The organism is Nocardia sp. GTS18, from assembly GCF_013839555.1.
Lineage (GTDB): Bacteria > Actinomycetota > Actinomycetes > Mycobacteriales > Mycobacteriaceae > Nocardia > Nocardia rosealba.
Genome location: NZ_JACBIU010000006.1, coordinates 161086 through 177601 on the forward strand (window position 1 = coordinate 161086; position 16516 = coordinate 177601).

At 67.7% G+C, this 16516-nt stretch carries 18 protein-coding genes and 1 pseudogene; 8 read left to right on the forward strand and 11 right to left on the reverse strand.

The window, feature by feature from the left end; translation table 11 throughout:
- Positions 1-119: 119 nt before the first annotated feature.
- Together HYG95_RS09310 and sph are read left to right on the forward strand one after the other, a co-directional pair.
- Positions 120-1013 carry a fructosamine kinase family protein gene (locus tag HYG95_RS09310; RefSeq protein WP_181697582.1) on the forward strand — a complete coding sequence of 298 codons (894 nt, stop codon included), beginning with the start codon at positions 120-122 and terminating at the stop codon, positions 1011-1013.
- Between the two features lie 120 nt (positions 1014-1133).
- Positions 1134-2093: pseudogene (sph, locus tag HYG95_RS24755) on the forward strand (sphingomyelin phosphodiesterase).
- Between the two features lie 14 nt (positions 2094-2107).
- Here sph and HYG95_RS09320 read toward each other — a convergent pair.
- Together HYG95_RS09320 and HYG95_RS09325 are read right to left on the reverse strand one after the other, a co-directional pair.
- Positions 2108-2776, reverse strand: coding sequence for a DNA repair protein RadC (locus HYG95_RS09320; protein ID WP_181697583.1), 669 nt, complete (start codon positions 2774-2776; stop codon positions 2108-2110).
- Positions 2777-2836: 60 nt separating this feature from the next.
- Complete coding sequence (locus HYG95_RS09325) at positions 2837-3055, reverse strand: type II toxin-antitoxin system VapB family antitoxin (RefSeq protein WP_067641359.1); 219 nt, start codon at positions 3053-3055, stop codon at positions 2837-2839.
- Between the two features lie 159 nt (positions 3056-3214).
- On the opposite strand from HYG95_RS09325, the gene HYG95_RS09330 reads away from it, so the two are divergent.
- Both HYG95_RS09330 and HYG95_RS09335 read left to right on the forward strand, forming a co-directional pair.
- Positions 3215-4111 (forward strand): phenylalanine 4-monooxygenase, encoded by an 897-nt coding sequence (locus tag HYG95_RS09330; protein ID WP_181697584.1) that lies wholly within the window; start codon positions 3215-3217, stop codon positions 4109-4111.
- 153 nt (positions 4112-4264) lie between these two features.
- The gene (locus tag HYG95_RS09335; RefSeq protein WP_370465734.1) at positions 4265-4948 is read left to right on the forward strand and encodes an ester cyclase; all 684 of its coding nucleotides are present in this window, start codon (positions 4265-4267) and stop codon (positions 4946-4948) included.
- On the opposite strand, the gene HYG95_RS09340 is transcribed toward HYG95_RS09335, so the two are convergent.
- The gene (locus HYG95_RS09340) at positions 4945-5541 is read right to left on the reverse strand and encodes a TetR family transcriptional regulator (RefSeq protein ID WP_181697586.1); all 597 of its coding nucleotides are present in this window, start codon (positions 5539-5541) and stop codon (positions 4945-4947) included. The two genes, HYG95_RS09335 and HYG95_RS09340, sit on opposite strands and share 4 nt — an antisense overlap.
- A complete protein-coding gene (locus tag HYG95_RS09345; RefSeq protein WP_181697587.1) occupies positions 5531-7033 on the reverse strand; it encodes an MFS transporter in 1503 nt (500 codons plus the stop codon). The genes HYG95_RS09340 and HYG95_RS09345 overlap by 11 nt, the downstream gene beginning before the upstream one ends.
- A gap of 118 nt (positions 7034-7151) precedes the next feature.
- Between HYG95_RS09345 and HYG95_RS09350 the strand changes: the two genes are divergently transcribed.
- On the forward strand, positions 7152-8435 hold the full coding sequence (locus HYG95_RS09350) for a D-alanyl-D-alanine carboxypeptidase family protein (protein ID WP_255495107.1): 1284 nt from the start codon (positions 7152-7154) through the stop codon (positions 8433-8435).
- Position 8436: 1 nt separating this feature from the next.
- On the opposite strand, the gene yhjD is transcribed toward HYG95_RS09350, so the two are convergent.
- The 3 genes from yhjD to HYG95_RS09365 are packed head-to-tail and all read right to left on the reverse strand — an operon-like array spanning position 8437 to position 11498.
- A complete protein-coding gene (yhjD, locus tag HYG95_RS09355; RefSeq protein WP_181697588.1) occupies positions 8437-9456 on the reverse strand; it encodes an inner membrane protein YhjD in 1020 nt (339 codons plus the stop codon).
- Between the two features lie 43 nt (positions 9457-9499).
- Positions 9500-10531 carry a tryptophan--tRNA ligase gene (gene trpS / locus HYG95_RS09360; protein ID WP_181697589.1) on the reverse strand — a complete coding sequence of 344 codons (1032 nt, stop codon included), beginning with the start codon at positions 10529-10531 and terminating at the stop codon, positions 9500-9502.
- A 22-nt stretch (positions 10532-10553) separates the two neighbouring features.
- Positions 10554-11498 carry an oxygenase MpaB family protein gene (locus tag HYG95_RS09365; protein ID WP_181697590.1) on the reverse strand — a complete coding sequence of 315 codons (945 nt, stop codon included), beginning with the start codon at positions 11496-11498 and terminating at the stop codon, positions 10554-10556.
- Positions 11499-11601: 103 nt separating this feature from the next.
- On the opposite strand from HYG95_RS09365, the gene HYG95_RS09370 reads away from it, so the two are divergent.
- The gene (locus HYG95_RS09370; RefSeq protein WP_067641341.1) at positions 11602-12240 is read left to right on the forward strand and encodes a TetR/AcrR family transcriptional regulator; all 639 of its coding nucleotides are present in this window, start codon (positions 11602-11604) and stop codon (positions 12238-12240) included.
- A 26-nt stretch (positions 12241-12266) separates the two neighbouring features.
- On the opposite strand, the gene HYG95_RS09375 is transcribed toward HYG95_RS09370, so the two are convergent.
- On the reverse strand, positions 12267-12641 hold the full coding sequence (locus HYG95_RS09375) for a hypothetical protein (RefSeq protein ID WP_181697591.1): 375 nt from the start codon (positions 12639-12641) through the stop codon (positions 12267-12269).
- Between the two features lie 93 nt (positions 12642-12734).
- Positions 12735-12959, reverse strand: coding sequence for a hypothetical protein (locus HYG95_RS24760; protein WP_255495108.1), 225 nt, complete (start codon positions 12957-12959; stop codon positions 12735-12737).
- Positions 12960-13201: 242 nt separating this feature from the next.
- Between HYG95_RS24760 and HYG95_RS24765 the strand changes: the two genes are divergently transcribed.
- A complete protein-coding gene (locus tag HYG95_RS24765) occupies positions 13202-13462 on the forward strand; it encodes a transposase (RefSeq protein ID WP_255495109.1) in 261 nt (86 codons plus the stop codon).
- On the opposite strand, the gene HYG95_RS09385 is transcribed toward HYG95_RS24765, so the two are convergent.
- Positions 13443-14222, reverse strand: a complete 780-nt coding sequence (locus tag HYG95_RS09385; RefSeq protein WP_181697592.1) for an exodeoxyribonuclease III — start codon at positions 14220-14222, stop codon at positions 13443-13445. The two genes, HYG95_RS24765 and HYG95_RS09385, sit on opposite strands and share 20 nt — an antisense overlap.
- 159 nt (positions 14223-14381) lie before the next feature.
- Between HYG95_RS09385 and HYG95_RS09390 the strand changes: the two genes are divergently transcribed.
- On the forward strand, positions 14382-15236 hold the full coding sequence (locus HYG95_RS09390; protein WP_067641618.1) for an alpha/beta fold hydrolase: 855 nt from the start codon (positions 14382-14384) through the stop codon (positions 15234-15236).
- Here HYG95_RS09390 and HYG95_RS09395 read toward each other — a convergent pair whose 3' ends face one another.
- A complete protein-coding gene (locus tag HYG95_RS09395) occupies positions 15237-16460 on the reverse strand; it encodes an acyl-CoA dehydrogenase family protein (RefSeq protein WP_181697593.1) in 1224 nt (407 codons plus the stop codon).
- Positions 16461-16516 lie beyond the last annotated feature (56 nt).

The window sequence follows — 16516 nt, forward strand, 5'->3', positions numbered from 1 at the left end:
CGATGAAACCACGCCGCGCCCATTTGTGAACAGGTTTTAGTAATACCTGTTTATGAAACGTGGGCGACAAGATGAGGCGAATCCGTGCGCGCGCCGACTCCGCTGGGCAAGATGGCGGCGTGGACTTGCCGTACCTGCGAGCCAACCCGCACCTGCTGCCGACTTTCCTCGCACATCAGCGCCTGCGCACCACCCCGGTCGGCGGTGGGTCGATCGCGGTGGCCGAGCGCGTCGGCCTCGACGACGGCACCCAGCTGTTCCTCAAGACCTGGCCCGGCGGTATCTCGGCCGCGCCTACCGACGGCGCCCCGGCTGCCGCACCGCCGGGATTCTTCGCAGCCGAAGCACGCGGCCTGCGCTGGCTGCGGGAGGCGGGCGGTGTCGCGATCCCCGAGGTCTACGCCGTCTCCGACGACCTGCTGCTCATGGAATGGGTCGACCATGCCGAACCCTCCCCGGCCGCCGCCGAACGATTCGGCGCGGGACTGGCTCGTCTCCACAACGCCGGCGTGGCCGAATTCGGCGCTCCCGTCGACGGTTACTTCGGGAGCCTGCCGCAGGACAACACCCCCGGCCACGACTGGCCGACCTGGTTCCGGGAGCGCCGAATCCTTCCGCTCCTGCGGCTCGCCGTCGACGCGGGCGCACTCGACCCGGCCGACGCCACTGCCGTCGAGTCGATCCACCTCGAAGCCCCCGCCGAACCGCCGTCCCGAATCCACGGCGACCTCTGGCCCGGCAACATTCTCTGGGGCCCGTCCGACACCCCATGGCTGATCGATCCCGCCGCGCACGGTGGCCACCGCGAAACCGACCTGGCCACACTCTTCCTCTTCGGCGGCGCGCCCCACCTCTCCCGAATCATCGCCGCCTACAACGAAATCCATCAGCTCGAGGCGGGCTGGCAGGAGCGCATCCCACTCCATCAACTTCCCCTGCTCCTGGTTCACGCCGTCCTGTTCGGCCGCTCCTATCGCGCCGCCGTCCTCGACGCGGCCGCCCGGTATCGATAGGCCGCACTCGGCACCAACAGGTCCTGAACCAGGGCTTACAAATTTACGTTCCGTGTAACAATTCGATGTCGGGACGCTCGAGCGGTCGTCGCGGAACTGGTCGTGTGACCAAACTGCCTCATGTTCAAACGATTGACGCTCGCCGTGGTTTGTGGCGCAGCCGCCCTCCTGCCCGTCGCCGTCCCCGCGGATGCGGCGCCGAAGTCCGATCCGAAGATCGCCTCCTACAACGTCTTCATGCTCGCCGAGGCGCTCTACCCGAACTGGGGGCAGGAGCAGCGCGCCGACCTCATCTCGCAGCAGAACGTCCTCGCGGGGCAGGACGTCGTGGTGCTTCAAGAGCTGTTCCACAACGAGGCGGGCGACCAGTTGCTGAACAACCTGAAGCGGGACTTCCCGAATCAGACCCCGGTGGTCGGGCGCACCCGCTCCGGCTGGGACGCCACCCAGGGCTCGTACTCCGCCACCACACCCGAGGACGGCGGTGTCGCGATCGCGAGCCGGTGGCCGATCAGCCGCAAGGTGCAGTTCGTGTAGAAGGACGCATGTGGCGCGGACTGGTTCTCCAACAAGGGCTTCGCGTATGTGAAGCTCGCCGCGCCCGGCGGTCCGGTGCACGTGATCGGCACGCACATGCAGTCCGAGGACGACGGGTGCAGCTCGGGCCAGCCCGGTCAGGTGCGAGCGAAACAGCGCGCACAGATCAAGGCCTTCCTCGCGGCGGAGCGGATTCCGGCCGATGAGCCGGTGTATGTCGCGGGCGATATGAACGTGATCGAATCCAGCCCCGAATACGGCGCCATGCTGGCCGATCTCGCTGCCGTAGGCCCCCAGCACACCGGTCACGCGTTCTCCTGGGACTGCGCGGACAACTCCGTCTGCCGCGACCAGTACGGCCCCGAATACGCCTCGGAGCACCTCGATTACGTGCTCCCCATCAAGGGCCACCCGGTGCCCGACCGCTATGTCAACGAAACCCGCCGAGCCAAGAGCCCGAGCTGGAGCGTCACCGCCGACGGCACCACCTACACCTACACCGACTACAGCGACCACTACCCGGTCTTCGGCTACACCGGCTGACGTGGCGAAGACAGTCACGGATACGGGGCGGCCGTCGCCCAATTCTCGCCCGCTATGACGACGTGGTCGAGGTAGCGGAGGCCGACTGTGGCGGCGGCCTGGTACAGGAGGGTGCTGGCTCGGCGGTCGTCCGGGCTGGGGGCGGGGTCGCCAGAGGGGTGGTTGTGGACTACGGCGAAGGCTCGGCCGTCGTGGCGCAGGACGGTGTTGAGGATTTCGCGGACGGGGACCGCTACGTGGTCGATGGCGCCCTCGGCGACGAAAACCCGGTGGCGCAGGCGGTTCTGGGTGTCGCAGATCAGGACGAGCAGGCGTTCCACTCGCGCGCCGGCGAACAGCGGGGCGGCGGCGAGTGCGATGTCGTCGGGTGCGGTGAGCCTCGGTACCGGTTCGCTGGTTCGTGAGCGTGTGCCGAGGTGGAACGCCGCGATCACGGCGGCGGCCTTGGCCGGGCCGATCCCGGCCTGCGATGCCAGCTCCTCGGGGCGGGCGGCGGCGAGTTCGGCCAGGCCGCCGTATTCGGCGAGCAGGTGGGCGGCGAGTTCGAGTGCGGACTGCCCGCGCGTGCCCTGACCGAGCAGCAGTGCGAGCAATTCGGCGTCGGTGAGCACGTGTGGGCCGAGCGCGAGCAAACGCTCACGCGGGCGCTGGGCGACGGGCAGATTCGCGATCGGTACCGACACATTCCCCCCTACGTCATCGGTGACGAGACCGATACTCGCAGAGGGCACCGACAGGTTCGGCTACCGCTCAGCCACCGCGGGCGAATCCGTGTCGATATCGTGCGGTTCCGGACTGAACACCGAGTCGGCCATCAGCCGTTCGAGGTTGCGCAGCTGGCGCTCGTGCACGACGATCCGCCGCAATGCCTCGTTGACGGTGGTGTTGCTGTCGGCCGTGCCCATGATCTCGGCGGCGGCGTCCAGCAGTTCTTGATCGAGATCTATCCGCAGGCTTCGCAAGCATCCTCCTCGGGTACAAACGCAATCTTGCGCGATGCGCGGTCGGCGCGTCCGCCGTTTCACCGCGTCGTTACCGAATTCGGGCGGGCGAACTGTGCAGTTTGCGTAGTTGCGCACCGGTGTGTTGTCGCGACGCGCCAGCGGTGCTTGCCTTGAGGCATGTTCACCGAGGCCCAGCTGTATTCGCCGGTGACGCGCGAGCGCGACGGCGACGTCACTGTGCACCTGAGTGACGACCACCCCGGCGTCGACGACGAGCACTACCGCGCCAGGCGCAATGCCATCGCCGCGCTCGCCCTCGACTACCAGCCGGGCAACCACGTCCCGCACATCGACTACACCGACGACGAGCAGCAGGTCTGGCGGATCGCCTCGGCCGAGCTGGCCCGCAAGCACGAGGTGTACGCCTGCCGTGAGGTGCGCGAGGCGGCCGCCCGGCTCGCCCTGCCGCGCGATCACATCCCCCAGCTCGACGAGGTCTCGCGGCTGCTGCATCCACTCACCGGTTTCCGGTACGTGCCCGCCGCCGGGCTGGTTCCGCTGCGTGAGTTCTTCGGTTCGTTCGCGGACCGCACCTTCCACTCCACCCAGTACATCCGCCACCATTCGGCCCCGCTGTACACGCCGGAACCCGACGCGATCCACGAGATCATCGGGCACGCCAATCAGCTGGCGAGTCCGCGCTTCGCGAGTCTGTACGAGACCGTCGGCGCGGCGGTCGGGCGGCTGGAGACCGATGTCGCGCTGAAGTTCCTCGCCGACGTGTTCTGGTTCTCGCTGGAATTCGGCGTGGTTCGCGAAGACGGACAGATCCGTTGTTACGGGGCGGGTTTGCTGTCGTCCTACGGCGAGATCGACGAATTCCGCCAGGCGACGCTGCGCCCGCTCGACGTGGCGCAGATGGGCACCATCAGCTACGACATCACCCACTATCAGCCGGTGCTGTTCTGTGCGGATTCGGTGGATCAGCTCGTGGACGTGCTCGGCGAATTCTTCGCGACCATGGACGACGACACCCCGGCTCGACTCGGCGGGCGTGCCCACCCCGCCGCATAGTCGGCTGTAAACCGTTGGCGCAGAATATACTTGGCAATTCCGCGCGTCTCACATAATGGGACCACGGTGCGCGCGGGCAAAGTCGCGGCGGTAGGTTCGACCCGTTCTTCAAGCTTTGCGAAAGGGTCGGGTAGACCGAATATGACTGTGGACGTGACTGATACGCGCGACGATCAGAATCCCGAGCCGGAGGCCCCGCTGTGGCTGCAGGGCCGCGAGGCGGTGATCGCCGCGGCGACTCCCGACCAGTGGCGCGGCAACGTTCCCGACTACGAACTGAGCCACGAGGTGATCCCCCGCGAGCGCGTCGCCCAGCACGCGCCCGGTTCGCTCGAGGCCATCGTCGAGGACCTGGTGAAGGTCTTCGAGATGGAGGTCTCGCACAAGGCCGACCCCACCACCTGGCTGTCGGTGGTCGCCGAGCAGTACCGCGGCCGGGTCAACGGCGGTGTGTGGCAGGACGCGGAGGAATTCGCGCGGATCGGCAGCTACAACATCCTGATCGGCGACAACCCGTACTACGAGTCGGCGAACGAGACCTTCGAGTCCTCGCACAAGATCTTCCACACGGCCTTCCCCGGCGGCTTCTTCTGGGAGGTGCTCGAGGTGCTGTCGGGCCCGCCGACGGTGAGCTTCCGCTGGCGGCACTGGGGCAAGTACGACGGCGAGTACAAGGGCCACCAGCCCACCGGTGAGCAGATCGAGATGTACGGCGTGACCATCGCCCGCGTCACCGAGGACCTGCGCATCGTCGAGCTCGAGCACTTCTACGACAACAACCAGCTGCTCGGCCCGCTGGCGCACGGCTGCCCCGTGCAGCACGGCAAGGCCGACTAGGAGGTCGTCGGTCTGTCGTCGTCGAACGGCAGGCCCGCCTCGAGCAGGTCGAGGGCGTGGCCGACCTTGGTGGCGTCGACCGGTCCGGTGGTGACGATGCCGAGCATCGCACCGACCATCGCCCCGGCCGCCACCCGCACCTCGAAGTCGTCGACGGGGCGGCCGGTGTAATCGGCGAGCAACTGGGCGGCCAGGTCGATGCTTCGCTGGAATTCCAGGCCGATCGCCGAGCGCAGTTCCGGCAGGTGGTAGAGCAGCTTCTGCCGTTCCTGTTCGAAGGCGGCATCCTCGGCCGACATCGAGGCGTACACCGCCTCGGTGGCCCGGCGGACCGCGGTGAGCGGGTTCTGACCCCGCGGTTGCGCCGCCAGCGCCTCGATCATCAGCGCATCCTGGTCGTCGGCCATGACGAGCTGTTCCTTGGTCGGGAAGTAGCGGAAGAAGGTGCTCGGGGAGACCTCGGCGGCCGCGGCGATCTGTTCGACGGTCGTCTCGGTGTAGCCCTGCTCCCGGAACAGGCGGAACGCCTCGAGCCGGATGGTTCGACGGGTCCGCTCCTTCTTCCGCGCGCGCAACGACGTCTCAACCGACATGCAGCGATTCTGCCGCATCGTCGGCTGTCACGGCGTGGCGCCGCCCGAAGGCCAGCGCGACCAGGACAGCCGCGAGCAGACATCCCACCGCGCACACACCGAGCATGGTGTCCATACCGAGCACGAAAGCGTGCCGCACCTCGTGCAACGCGACGGGGTCGTGTGCGGTCGCGGTGACTCCCGCATTGACTCCGTCGGAGATCGGCGGCCGGTTCAGTTCGCCGAGATCGGCGCGGTAGACGGTGGCGAGTACGGTGCCGAGCACGGCGACACCGATGGTGCCGCCGGCCTGCCGAAGTGCTTGCAGCAGAGCCGAACCCGAGCCGGATCGCGCGGTGTCGAGCTCGCTCATCGCCAATCCCATGGCCGCGGGCATCACCATTCCCATGCCCGCGCCGAGGATCGTCGTCCACGTGGCGGTGAGTCCGTAACCGCTGTCGACGCGAGTGAGCGCGCCGAGGCCGATGCCGGCCGCGAGCACAAGGAATCCGGCGATGAGCACCGCCCGGATACCCCAGCGGGGCAGCAGCAGATCCACCAGCCTGCTGCCGATCACCAGCCCGCCGATCATCGGCAGCAAACGCAGTCCGCTGCCGAGCGCGTCGACGCCGAGGACGGCCTGGAAGTATTGCGGCACGGTGAAGAACATGCCGAACATGGCGAAGCTGACCATCAGCGAAATAGCTGTGCCCCAGCGGAATCCGGGCGAGGCGAACAGCGCCGTATCGATCAGCGGATGCGCGGCCCTTCGCTGCCACCATCCGAACGCGGCGAGCGCACCGAGACCGGCGACGATCATCGCCCAGGCCGCCGCTTCACCCCATCCGTATTCGCCGATCCGGATGAAACCGTAGGTGAGCCCGAGCATTCCGGCCGCCGCCAGCACGGCACCGGGCAGGTCGATGCGAAAGGCCTTGTCGCCGCGTGATTCCGGTACGAGAAAGAGGACGGCGAGCGTGCCGAGGATCACCAGCGGCACATTGATGAGGAAGACCGAACCCCACCAGAAGTTGCGCAGCAGCCAGCCACCGACGACGGGTCCGAGCGGCAACCCGAGGGCGGTCGAGGTGACCCACACCGTGAGCGCGCGCTGGCGTTGCCCCTGGTCGGTGAACAGCACCGGGATCACCGCCATCGACAGCGGCATCATCGCGGCCGCGGCGATACCGAGCACCACGCGCGCGGCGATGAGCTGCCCGGCGGTGGTCGCGAAGGCACAGCCCAGCGAGGCGAGGCCGAACAGCACGAGCGCGCACAGCAGGACCTTCTTGCGCCCGTAGCGGTCGCCCAGCGCACCCGCGGGCAGCATCAGCGCGGCGAGGGCGAGCGTGTAGGCGCTGCTGAACCATTGCAGCGCAGCGGTATTCGCGTCGAGGTCGACGGCGAGGGTGGGAATGGCCACCGTGAGCACGGTGACGTCGAGCCCGATCGTGAGCATCGCCACGGCGAGCGCTCCGAGCGCCAGCCAGCGACGGGTGTCGTCGGTTCGCATATCTCCTCCAAAATGATAGCTACTGTCATTTGTTAGTAACTCTCATTTAGTGGTGGGTGTCAATAGGTGGACGGACTCGACGGGAAGTCGGCGTGCCGGCTCGCTAGGCTCTGCGCTGATGAAGATCCGCGAACACGGCGTGCGCGCCGCCAGCTTCCTCGGCGCCGCCGCCACCGCGGCCGCTCTCACGCTCGGCCCCGCACAGGCCCAGCCCAGCCCCACCGGCTCGACCACCACCACCCCGTTCACCACGCCCAACACCGACAGCTGCCCGCAGAAGACCAGGCCACCGGCCCCGATCGACTCCTCGGAGGTCCCGGCGCCGGGCGAATCGGCGCCGGCCGAGCTGCCGGTGCCCGGCACACCGATCGGCGGGGAGCGGCTCGGCGCGTGCGGTGTCGTGCTGCCCGACGGCGCCCCAGCGCTGCCCGCCGACATCTCGGCGACCGCGTGGATGGTGTCCGACCTCGACACCGGACGGGTGCTGGCGGCCAAGGACCCGCACGGCCGCTATCGACCCGCCAGCACCATCAAGGTGGCACTGGCCGTCGTCGCCCTGCGCACCCTCGATCTGGACAAGGTGGTGGTCGGCACCCAGGCCGACGCCGATGTCGACGGCACACGTGTCGGCATCGGGCCCGGCGGCCGCTACACCAACCGTCAGCTCATGCAGGCCCTCATCATGTGCTCGGGCAACGACGCCGCGCACGCCATCGCCACCCAGCTCGGTGGCGACAAAGCAGCCGTGGCGAAGATGAACGACCTCGCGAAGTCGTTGCGCGCCATGGACACTCGCGCCGCCACCCCGTCGGGTCTCGACGGCCCGGGGATGAGCACCTCCGCCTACGACCTGTCGGTGCTGTTCCGGGAGGCGATGTCGATCCCCCTGTTCGCCGAGTTCATCCACACCGAACAGGTCGACTTCCCCGGCTACCCCGCCGACCCGAAGACCCCGGGCGACGAGGACCACCCCGGCTTCCCCATCGGCAACGACAACCAGCTGCTCTACAACTACCCCGGTGCCATCGGCGGCAAGACCGGCTTCACCGACGACGCCCGCCAGACCTTCGTGGCGGCCGCCGAACGCGACGGCCACCGCCTCGTGGTCACCCTCCTGCAGGCCGACGTGCGGCCCATCCGCCCCTGGGAGCAGGCCGCACGCCTGCTCGACTACGGCTTCGCCCTCGACTCCGACGCGCGCATCGGCAAGCTGCCCGAAGTGGGCGACGACATGATCCAGCCGAGCGTCCCGCTCGCCTCACCCCCGCCGCGCGCCGACGGCAGCCGACCGGAGGTCTCGCGGTCCGCCCACGAAGGGGCGCGCATCGCCGCGCTCGTCGCGGGCCCGGTCCTGATCCTCACCCTGCTGCTCCTGGCCCGCCGCGCCTGGCGCAGTCGCTGAGCTACCGGCGGCGCCCGAACACGACGAGGGCCAGGGCTGCGAGCGCGCCCGCGCCGAATGCGGCCGCACCCGCACCGGTCGACAGGTTCTTGTCGACCACACGCGGCTGGATGACGACCGGGGCGGGCGGGGCGATCTCGGTGTGGTCGTTGTCCGACGAGGTCGCGGCCCACGCGGTGGCGAACAGCAGGATGCGGAAGGTGATGTAGCTGAAGACCATCAGACCGATGATCGAACCGAAGGTGGCGCCCGCCGGGCTCGACAACACCATCCGCAGATAGATGGCACCGACGAACTTGAAGATCTCGAATGCCACCGCGGCGATGGCGGCCGCCTTCGCCGCACTGCGCAGCGACACCGGTTCGCGCGGTAGCCGGGCGATCACCCAGGCGAACACCGCCCAGGAGGCGAGCATCCCCAGCGCGATGGACACCAACGACAACACCACCGACGCGCCGGGGACACCGTCGAGACCAATGCTTTTCAGCAGCTTGGCGGCGAGTCCACTGTTGGCGACCGTCGACAGACCGAGCGACACGACCAGGGCCAGGAACAAGCCGAACAGCGCCCCCAGATCGGACAGCTTCTCCCGCCACCACGGTTTGTCAGGGGTCTGGGTCTCCCACTGCTCGGTGAGCGCCGCACGCAGGTTCGCGATCCAGCCGAGACCGGTGTAGAGGCCGGTCAGCAGACCGAGCAGACCGACGGTGCCGCGCGAATCGACCGCCTGTTTGATGAGGTCGTTGATCTGCTCACCGAAGGCACCGGGAACCTTCTCGATCACCTTGCCCTGCAGTTCGTTCAGCAGGTCAGGTTGGCCGGCCAGGATGAAACCCGCGATCGAGAACGCCACCATCAACAGCGGAAACAGCGAAAGCACAGTGAAATACGTGATGCCCGCGGCGAAGTAGTCACCGCGCTGACGCTGGAACCGCCCACCGGCCCGGACCAGATGATCCAGCCAAGGCCTGCTCTTGACCTGCTTCTCGACAGTGGCCGAGATGTTGTCGATCAACTGCATGACACGCGCCCCTCTTCAGCCGAAACCTCAGGTGCGCACCGGGTCAGCGAGCGAGGAAGCCGACCCGGTCGTACACCTGGGCAAGTGTGTTGCCTGCGATCTCACGCGCCCGCTCGGCCCCGGAAGCCAGGATCCGGTCCAGCTCTGCCTGATCCGACAGATAGTCCTTCACCTTCTTCTGCACGGGCGTCACGAATTCGACCAGCGCGTCGGCCACTTCGGCCTTGAGCTCACCGTAGCCTTTACCCGCGAAATTCTGTTCCAAGCTGACGATCGGGGTTTCGGTGAGCGAGCTGAGGATCACCAGCAGATTGCTCACGCCCGGCTTGGTGTCGGGGTCGTAGACGATCTCGCGGCCGGTGTCGGTGACGGCCGAGCGCACCTTCTTCGCGGTGACCTTCGGATCGTCGAGCAGATTGACGAGCCCGGCGTCGCTGGCCGCGGACTTGCTCATCTTCGCGGTCGGATCCTGCAGGTCGTAGATCTTGGCGGTGCCCTTCACGATGTGCGGCTCGGGCACGACGAAGGTCTTCTTGAAGCGAGTGTTGAAGCGCTGGGCCAGGTTTCGGGTGAGCTCGAGGTGCTGGCGCTGATCCTCGCCGACGGGCACCTGATGCGGGCGGTAGAGCAGGATGTCGGCGGCCATCAGCACCGGGTAGGTGAACAGGCCGACGGTCGCGTTCTCGGCGCCCTGCTTGGCGGACTTGTCCTTGAACTGCGTCATCCGGCCCGCCTCGCCGAAACCGGTGATGCAGCTGAGCACCCACGACAGCTCGGCGTGCTCGGGCACCTGGCTCTGCACGAACAGGGTCGACTTCTCGGGGTCGATGCCGAGGGCGAGCAGCTGGGCGACAGCGGCTTTGGTCCGCGCGCGCAGCGCCTTCGGATCCTGGCTCACGGTGATGGCGTGCAGGTCGGGGATGAAGTACAGCGCGTCGTAGTCGTCCTGCATCGTCACCCAGTACTGCAGCGCACCCAGGTAGTTGCCGAGGTGGAAGGAGTCGCTGGTGGGCTGGATGCCCGACAGCACCCGCTGCTTACGTTCGGCCGTCGCGGCCGGGGCAGGACTGGACATGCCCCCAATCTTTCCACGGCCCTCAAGCGGAATTTCGCTGCACCCAGTTGCGCGGATCGACACCCGGCATGCTCGGCTTCCCCTTGCGGATCATGTGCTGTTCGCGGCGGGCGAGCAGCTGATAGGACGGGGTGCTCCGCCCGGCGAGCGCACCGGCGAGCACGCGGGGCGCCAGCGGCGGCGCGACGTGCGCGGTGCGGATGCTGCGGCACAGGGCGCGGTGGGCGAGTTCGTCGGCGAGGTCCCACTCGATGCCGTACATCCGCCGGATACGCGGCGGCAAACTGCCCTGGACCAGCAGATACAGTGCGCTGCCGACCTGTTCGACGGGTGGGCGCAAGCGGTAGGCCTTGCGATGGCCGGCCAGGTAGGAGCCGACCAGCTCGGCTTCGTCGGTGAGGAACGGTTCGGTCGAGTCGAGGTAGTCGTCGAAGTAGCGGCGGAAGGCCGGGTAGTCGGTGGGGGCCGCCTCGCGTGGCATGCCGAACAGTTCGCCCCAGCGCACGTAGTCCTGGTAGAGGTCCTCGCGTTCGGTCGGGGTGAGTTCGCGGACCAGCCGGTCGTACATCACCTCGGCGGAATCGAAGGTGAAGGCCATGGTCATGAACATCAAGTGCGGGTCGAGGGCCGCGTAGGTGGTGCCCGCCCGGTGGTGTGGGCCCGCATCCTCGGGCAGCGCGCCGACCACCCGCTCGTGCTTGCGCCGGGTGAAGGCGAGCGCCCGGTCGGCCTCGGCCTTGCTGCCGAGGAAGACCGATTCGAACAGGGCGCCGGTGACCGCCAGGCGGGTGTAGGGCGTCGCCCGGTGGGCGGTGTGTTCGCTGGTCCCGACGAACAGCAGCGGATGCACCGCACCGATGACCAGGGCGCGCAGGCCGTAGGTGACGCCGACCGCGCGCTTGCTCATCACCCTGCGAATCATCGAATCGTCGGCGAAATATCCGGGTTCGCCCTGCCGTGCGGCCATGTCGCGCCTCCTCGTCGAGTGCATCTGGCAATAGAATCCCCCAGAATTGATAATCTGGCAAGAGTCTCTACCAAAACACCCGCGAACGGACGGTGGCAGCACAATGGAGCCCGTGGCTGCACAACGGACATACGGGGGCGTCTCCGCCGAACAACGCCAGGCGCAGCGCCGCACAGCGCTGCTGGACGCGGCGCTCGACATCCTGGCCGAGGACGGGCAGGCCAAGCTCACCGTCGCCGGGCTGTGCGCCCGCGCAGGCCTCAACGAGCGCTACTACTACGAGAATTTCGAACGACGCGAGAGCGTGCTCGAAGCACTGCTCGATCGCATCGCCGAAGAACTGGCCGCCGCCATCATGGCAGCCCTGGCCGGTGCGCCGCCCGACAGCCGCGCCCAGGCGCACGCGGCGATCGAGGCGGGCGTGGCGGTCCTGCTCGACGACCCACGCAAGGCCCGCGCCGCACTCATCGCAGGCATGGCCACGCCCGAGCTCCGGGCGCGCACCGCGCGAACGGTTCGCGCGTTCGCCCGGCTCGTCGCCGCCGAGGGCACCGGCTTCTACGGCGGCGACGTGCCGCAGAACCTGGTCGATTTCCGCGCGATCTACCTGGTCGGCGGCCTGACCCAAACCCTGACGACATGGTTGGCGGGCGATCTCGACCTGACCCGCGCGGAACTGATCGACCAGATCACCGATGTCTTCGTCCTACTCGGCGACGACCTGGCCGGGCGCTATCGCTAGAACCCGCTGGATTCCCACGCCGCGCTTCATTCCCAAGCGCAGTTCGGGCCGAAGCTGTAGCACGGCTCCGACGATCCGTTGGCCAACCAGCCGATCGCATAGCCCAACACCGAGTTGATGTCCTGATTCAGCAGCCCCGACCCGCTGTCGGCGACCGGTTGCGCGATGGCCTGCTGCGCGCTTGCGGGCCCGGTCGGCACGCACGTGTCGAGCATGATGCCGTCGCACGGCTGCGAGGACCCGAGTCCGAGCGCCTGAAGCAGGGCGGCACCGGGGAAATCCTCGGTGGAACCGACCGCGGGGCCCGCTACCGGCGCCACCGCCGCCCCGGCCGCCGCGATTCCGGGGCCCGCCGCCATGATCGCGGCGAAAACGCCGACACCCGCCAGTACTCGCTTCATCGTGTTCTCCTCACCGGCGGCCTCGAATCGGCCGCACCGGCGCAAACGCTAGGCGGGCCGATCAGCAGGCGGGAGACGCCAATTCCCTCGGCATCACTCGACGAGCGCTACCGCACCGAAGGTAACCGGGTCGCCTTGCAGGACAACCCGGAACACCACGTCGCGGCGCGACCAGTAGGCGGCGCAGTCGCGCACGGCCGCCTCGAACCAGGCGCGTTCGGTTGGCTCGTCGGCGAGCAGGTCGTCGGCGGTGTGGCGCGGCGCAAGCCTCCGCGTGGAGCCACTCCATCGAAGGGGTACCAGCAGGCGAGGCGGCAAGCTGCACGACTGCACAAGAAGGCAGCACGACAGAACACGCACGCAGCACGGGTGTGGGCACGTCGTATCGTCGCCGATCATCGAACTATCGCGGTCGAGGACTTCAAACCAAGGTTCCTCGCCCGGACCACAATGGCGCGTAAGGCAGCTGATGCCGCAATCGGTGCGGCAAAAAGGGAACTGATCGAGTGTGGCATGCGGGCCGGCCGGAAGGTGGTGTTGGTCGCGCCCGCCTACAGCTCATGACGTGCTCCGAGTGCCTCGCGATAGCCAAGCAGCGGCTCGAGCTCGCAGAACGAACCTTCCGGTGCGCAAGCTGTGGCTATACCGCAGACCGTGACCGCAACGCTGCCAGGGTAATCCTGGCCACGGTAGAGCTCGACCGTGCTGATGCTGACGACGTAAGACGTTTCCCGGCTCCTCCCGAGGGTGCGGGTGACGCAGTCCGAGTCAGAAATCCTCGGCTTCAACCGCGGGGAAGAGTTAACGGTATTGCACAGTAACCGGCGCATGGTCGGACCAGCGCTGGTCGTAGGCGGCGGCGCGTTCGACGACGGCCTGCTTGGCGCGGCCGGTGAGTTCACCTCGGGCGAGCTGGTAATCGATGCGCCACCCGGAGTCGTTGTCGAAGGCGCGGCCTCGGTAGGACCACCAGCTGTACGGGCCCGCGACATCGGGGTGCAGGGCGCGGACCACGTCGACGTAGCCCGCGGCGAGCAGTTCGGCGATCCAGGCGCGTTCCTCGGGCAGGAAGCCCGCCGACTTCTGGTTGCCCTTCCAGTTCTTGAGGTCCACCTCGGCGGGGGCGATGTTCCAGTCGCCGCTCACCACGAACTCACCGGTCCGGGCCTTCAGGTAGGCGCCGAGTTCGGCCATGAAGCGGTACTTCTCGTCCTGCTTGGGTGTGTTCTCCTCGCCCGAATGGACGTACACACTCGCCACGGTGAGCTCGCCGAAGTCGGCCTCGAGGTAGCGGCCCGACGCGGCGAACTCGGTGCTGCCGAAACCGATCCGCACCGCGTCGGGCGCACGCCGCGACAGGATGCCGACACCGGCGCGGCCCTTCGACTCCGGTTCGGCATGGGTGAGCACCCACCCGGCCGCGAGCGCGGGAGCCAGCGCGGCGGCGGTTTGCGCGTCGGTGGCCCTGGTCTCCTGCAGGCAGACGATGTCGGCTTCGGTGGCGTCGAGCCAGGCGAGCATGCCTTTGGTCGCCGCCGCGCGGACGCCGTTGACGTTCACGGTCGAGAGAATGATTGCCACGCGTAGGACGGTACATCGGCGGGTATTCCCGAACGTGTAGGGGAACAACCCGGCGGCGCGAACGTTGTGATCGCCGGCACGGCAACAGCCCGCGCTCGGCGGTTCCCCCGCGCTAACCTCGGGTAACAGGACACTGTCGTCCAGGAAGGGGTGATGACGATGACGTCACGCACCGCCAAGTCCCCCGCCCGCCCGGAGCCGGTCGCGGCCCTGCATCTCGGGTCCGGCGACCCGGTGCTGCTGTTGCACGGATTCATGTTGTCGCCACACTGCTGGGAGCAGGTCGCCCACCGCATGGCCGCCCACTGCGAGGTGTACGCGCCCGCGTTCGCCGGGCACTGGGGTGGACCGAAAGTCGAGGGCTGGACGCTCGACGTGTACGCCCTGGCCGACCAGATCGAGGACCAGCTCGACGAATTGGGCTGGCGCACCTGCCATATCGCGGGAAATTCGCTCGGCGGCTGGGTGGGTCTCGAGCTCGCGCGCCGCGGCCGGGCTCGCACCCTCACCACCATCGCGGCGGCGGGCGGTTGGGCCTCGCCCTCGATCACCCAGATCAGGATCGGCGTCAAGTTCGCGTCGCTGCTGCCGTTCATCGCGGTCGGCAGGCGTCTCGGTGACGTCGCGCTCAACAACCGGCTGGTGCAGCACGCCACGGCGCTGCTGCTGACCAAACGCACCGGCGCTGTGCCACGCCACGAACTGGTCACCACGCTCATCGCCGCACTGCACTGCGACGTGATCGTGCCGCTGATCCTCGGCAGCCTGCGCGCGCCCGGCATGGACGACCTCGCCGAACTGGAAACACCCATCCGCATGCTGCTCGCCGAGTACGACCGGATCATCCCCAACAGCGTCTACGCCACCCACTACCTGCGCGAACTGCCCGCGTCGGCGGATCGCATCCTGGTGCACGGGGTGGGGCACGTGCCGATGCTCGAGGCCCCCGACCGGATCGCGACGCTCATCGCCGAGCACATCTACGCCAGCCGGGGGCACTTGCGCGCGGTGTGATCAGCGCGCGAGCAGGCCCTTGGCGATGTGGGTCACCTGGATCTCGTTGCTGCCCGCGTAGATCATCAGCGACTTGGCGTCGCGGGCGAGTTGTTCGACGCGGTACTCGCTCATGTACCCGTTGCCGCCGAACAGCTGCACGGCCTCCATCGCCACCTCGGTGGCGGCCTCGGAGCAGTACAGCTTCATCGCCGAGGCCTCGGCCAGGCTCGGCGGCTTACCGGCCTTGCTGCGTTCGAGCACGCTGAACACCATGTTCCGCACATTGATCCGTGCGACTTCCATCTTGGCCAGCTTGAGCTGGATCAACTGGAAGCGCCCGATCTCCTGACCCCACAGGGTGCGGTTGCGCGCGTAATCCACACAGAGCCGGTGGCATTCCTCGATCACACCGAGCGCCATGAAACCGACGCCGATCCGTTCGGCGGTGAAACTGGCTCTGGCGCTTTCCCTTCCGTCGCCACCGCGATGATCTTCGGTCTCGCCGAGCAGGCGGTCCTTACCGAGTCGGACGTTGTCGAAGAACAGCTCGCCGGTGGGTGAGGAGTGCAGGCCCATCTTCTTGAACGGTTTGCCCTGGGTGAGGCCCTCCATGCCCTTGTCGAGCACGAAGGTGAGCACCTTGCGATCACGCTTGTCGGCGCCGTCGCCCTCGTCGAGCTTGGCGTAGACGATGATCACGTCGGCGCACGGGCCGTTGGTGATGAAGGTCTTCTGGCCGTTGAGGATGTAGTCCTCGCCGTCGCGTTCGACGCGAGTCTTCATGCCGCCGAACGCGTCCGAGCCGGAGTCGGGTTCGGTGATCGCCCAGGAGGCCACCTTGCGCAGGGTGACGATGTCGGCGAGCCAGCGCTGCTTCTGCGCGAGCGTGCCGCGCGACATGATGGTGGTGGCGCCCAGACCGATGCTCACCCCGAGCGCGGACACCAAACCCATACACACGCCGGACAATTCGCTGATGAGCACGGCCATCATCGACTGCTGATCGCCGAACGGGCCGCGCTTGCTCCCGCCGGCCTCCCCGCTTTCCTCTTTGGCGAGCATCTTGGTGACCATGTCCTCGGCCATGGTGTCGATGCCGAACTGGCTGAACAGCTTTCGCAGAATCGGGTACGGCAGCATCTCGCCGCTGTCCAGGGCGTCGAGGTGCGGGCGGACCTCCTTGTCGATGAAGGTCCGCACGGCATCGCGGATCATCAGATCGGTTTCGGACCACTCGAACACTGTTCGCTCCTGACGTTCGTCCTCTGCGAAACATACATCCGTGCTTGTTTCGGTGT

What these genes read in the sequence shown, in the direction of transcription:
- HYG95_RS09330 (WP_181697584.1), top strand. Translation starts at nt 3,215, where the DNA reads ATGTTCACCGAGGCCCAGCTGTATTCGCCGGTGACGCGCGAGCGCGAC.
- HYG95_RS09340 (WP_181697586.1), bottom strand. Translation starts at nt 5,541, where the DNA reads ATGTCGGTTGAGACGTCGTTGCGCGCGCGGAAGAAGGAGCGGACCCGT.
- HYG95_RS09345 (WP_181697587.1), bottom strand. Translation starts at nt 7,033, where the DNA reads ATGCGAACCGACGACACCCGTCGCTGGCTGGCGCTCGGAGCGCTCGCC.
- HYG95_RS09350 (WP_255495107.1), top strand. Translation starts at nt 7,152, where the DNA reads ATGAAGATCCGCGAACACGGCGTGCGCGCCGCCAGCTTCCTCGGCGCC.
- yhjD (WP_181697588.1), bottom strand. Translation starts at nt 9,456, where the DNA reads ATGCAGTTGATCGACAACATCTCGGCCACTGTCGAGAAGCAGGTCAAG.
- trpS (WP_181697589.1), bottom strand. Translation starts at nt 10,531, where the DNA reads ATGTCCAGTCCTGCCCCGGCCGCGACGGCCGAACGTAAGCAGCGGGTG.
- HYG95_RS09365 (WP_181697590.1), bottom strand. Translation starts at nt 11,498, where the DNA reads ATGGCCGCACGGCAGGGCGAACCCGGATATTTCGCCGACGATTCGATG.
- HYG95_RS09370 (WP_067641341.1), top strand. Translation starts at nt 11,602, where the DNA reads ATGGAGCCCGTGGCTGCACAACGGACATACGGGGGCGTCTCCGCCGAA.
- HYG95_RS09375 (WP_181697591.1), bottom strand. Translation starts at nt 12,641, where the DNA reads ATGAAGCGAGTACTGGCGGGTGTCGGCGTTTTCGCCGCGATCATGGCG.
- HYG95_RS24765 (WP_255495109.1), top strand. Translation starts at nt 13,202, where the DNA reads ATGACGTGCTCCGAGTGCCTCGCGATAGCCAAGCAGCGGCTCGAGCTC.
- HYG95_RS09390 (WP_067641618.1), top strand. Translation starts at nt 14,382, where the DNA reads ATGACGTCACGCACCGCCAAGTCCCCCGCCCGCCCGGAGCCGGTCGCG.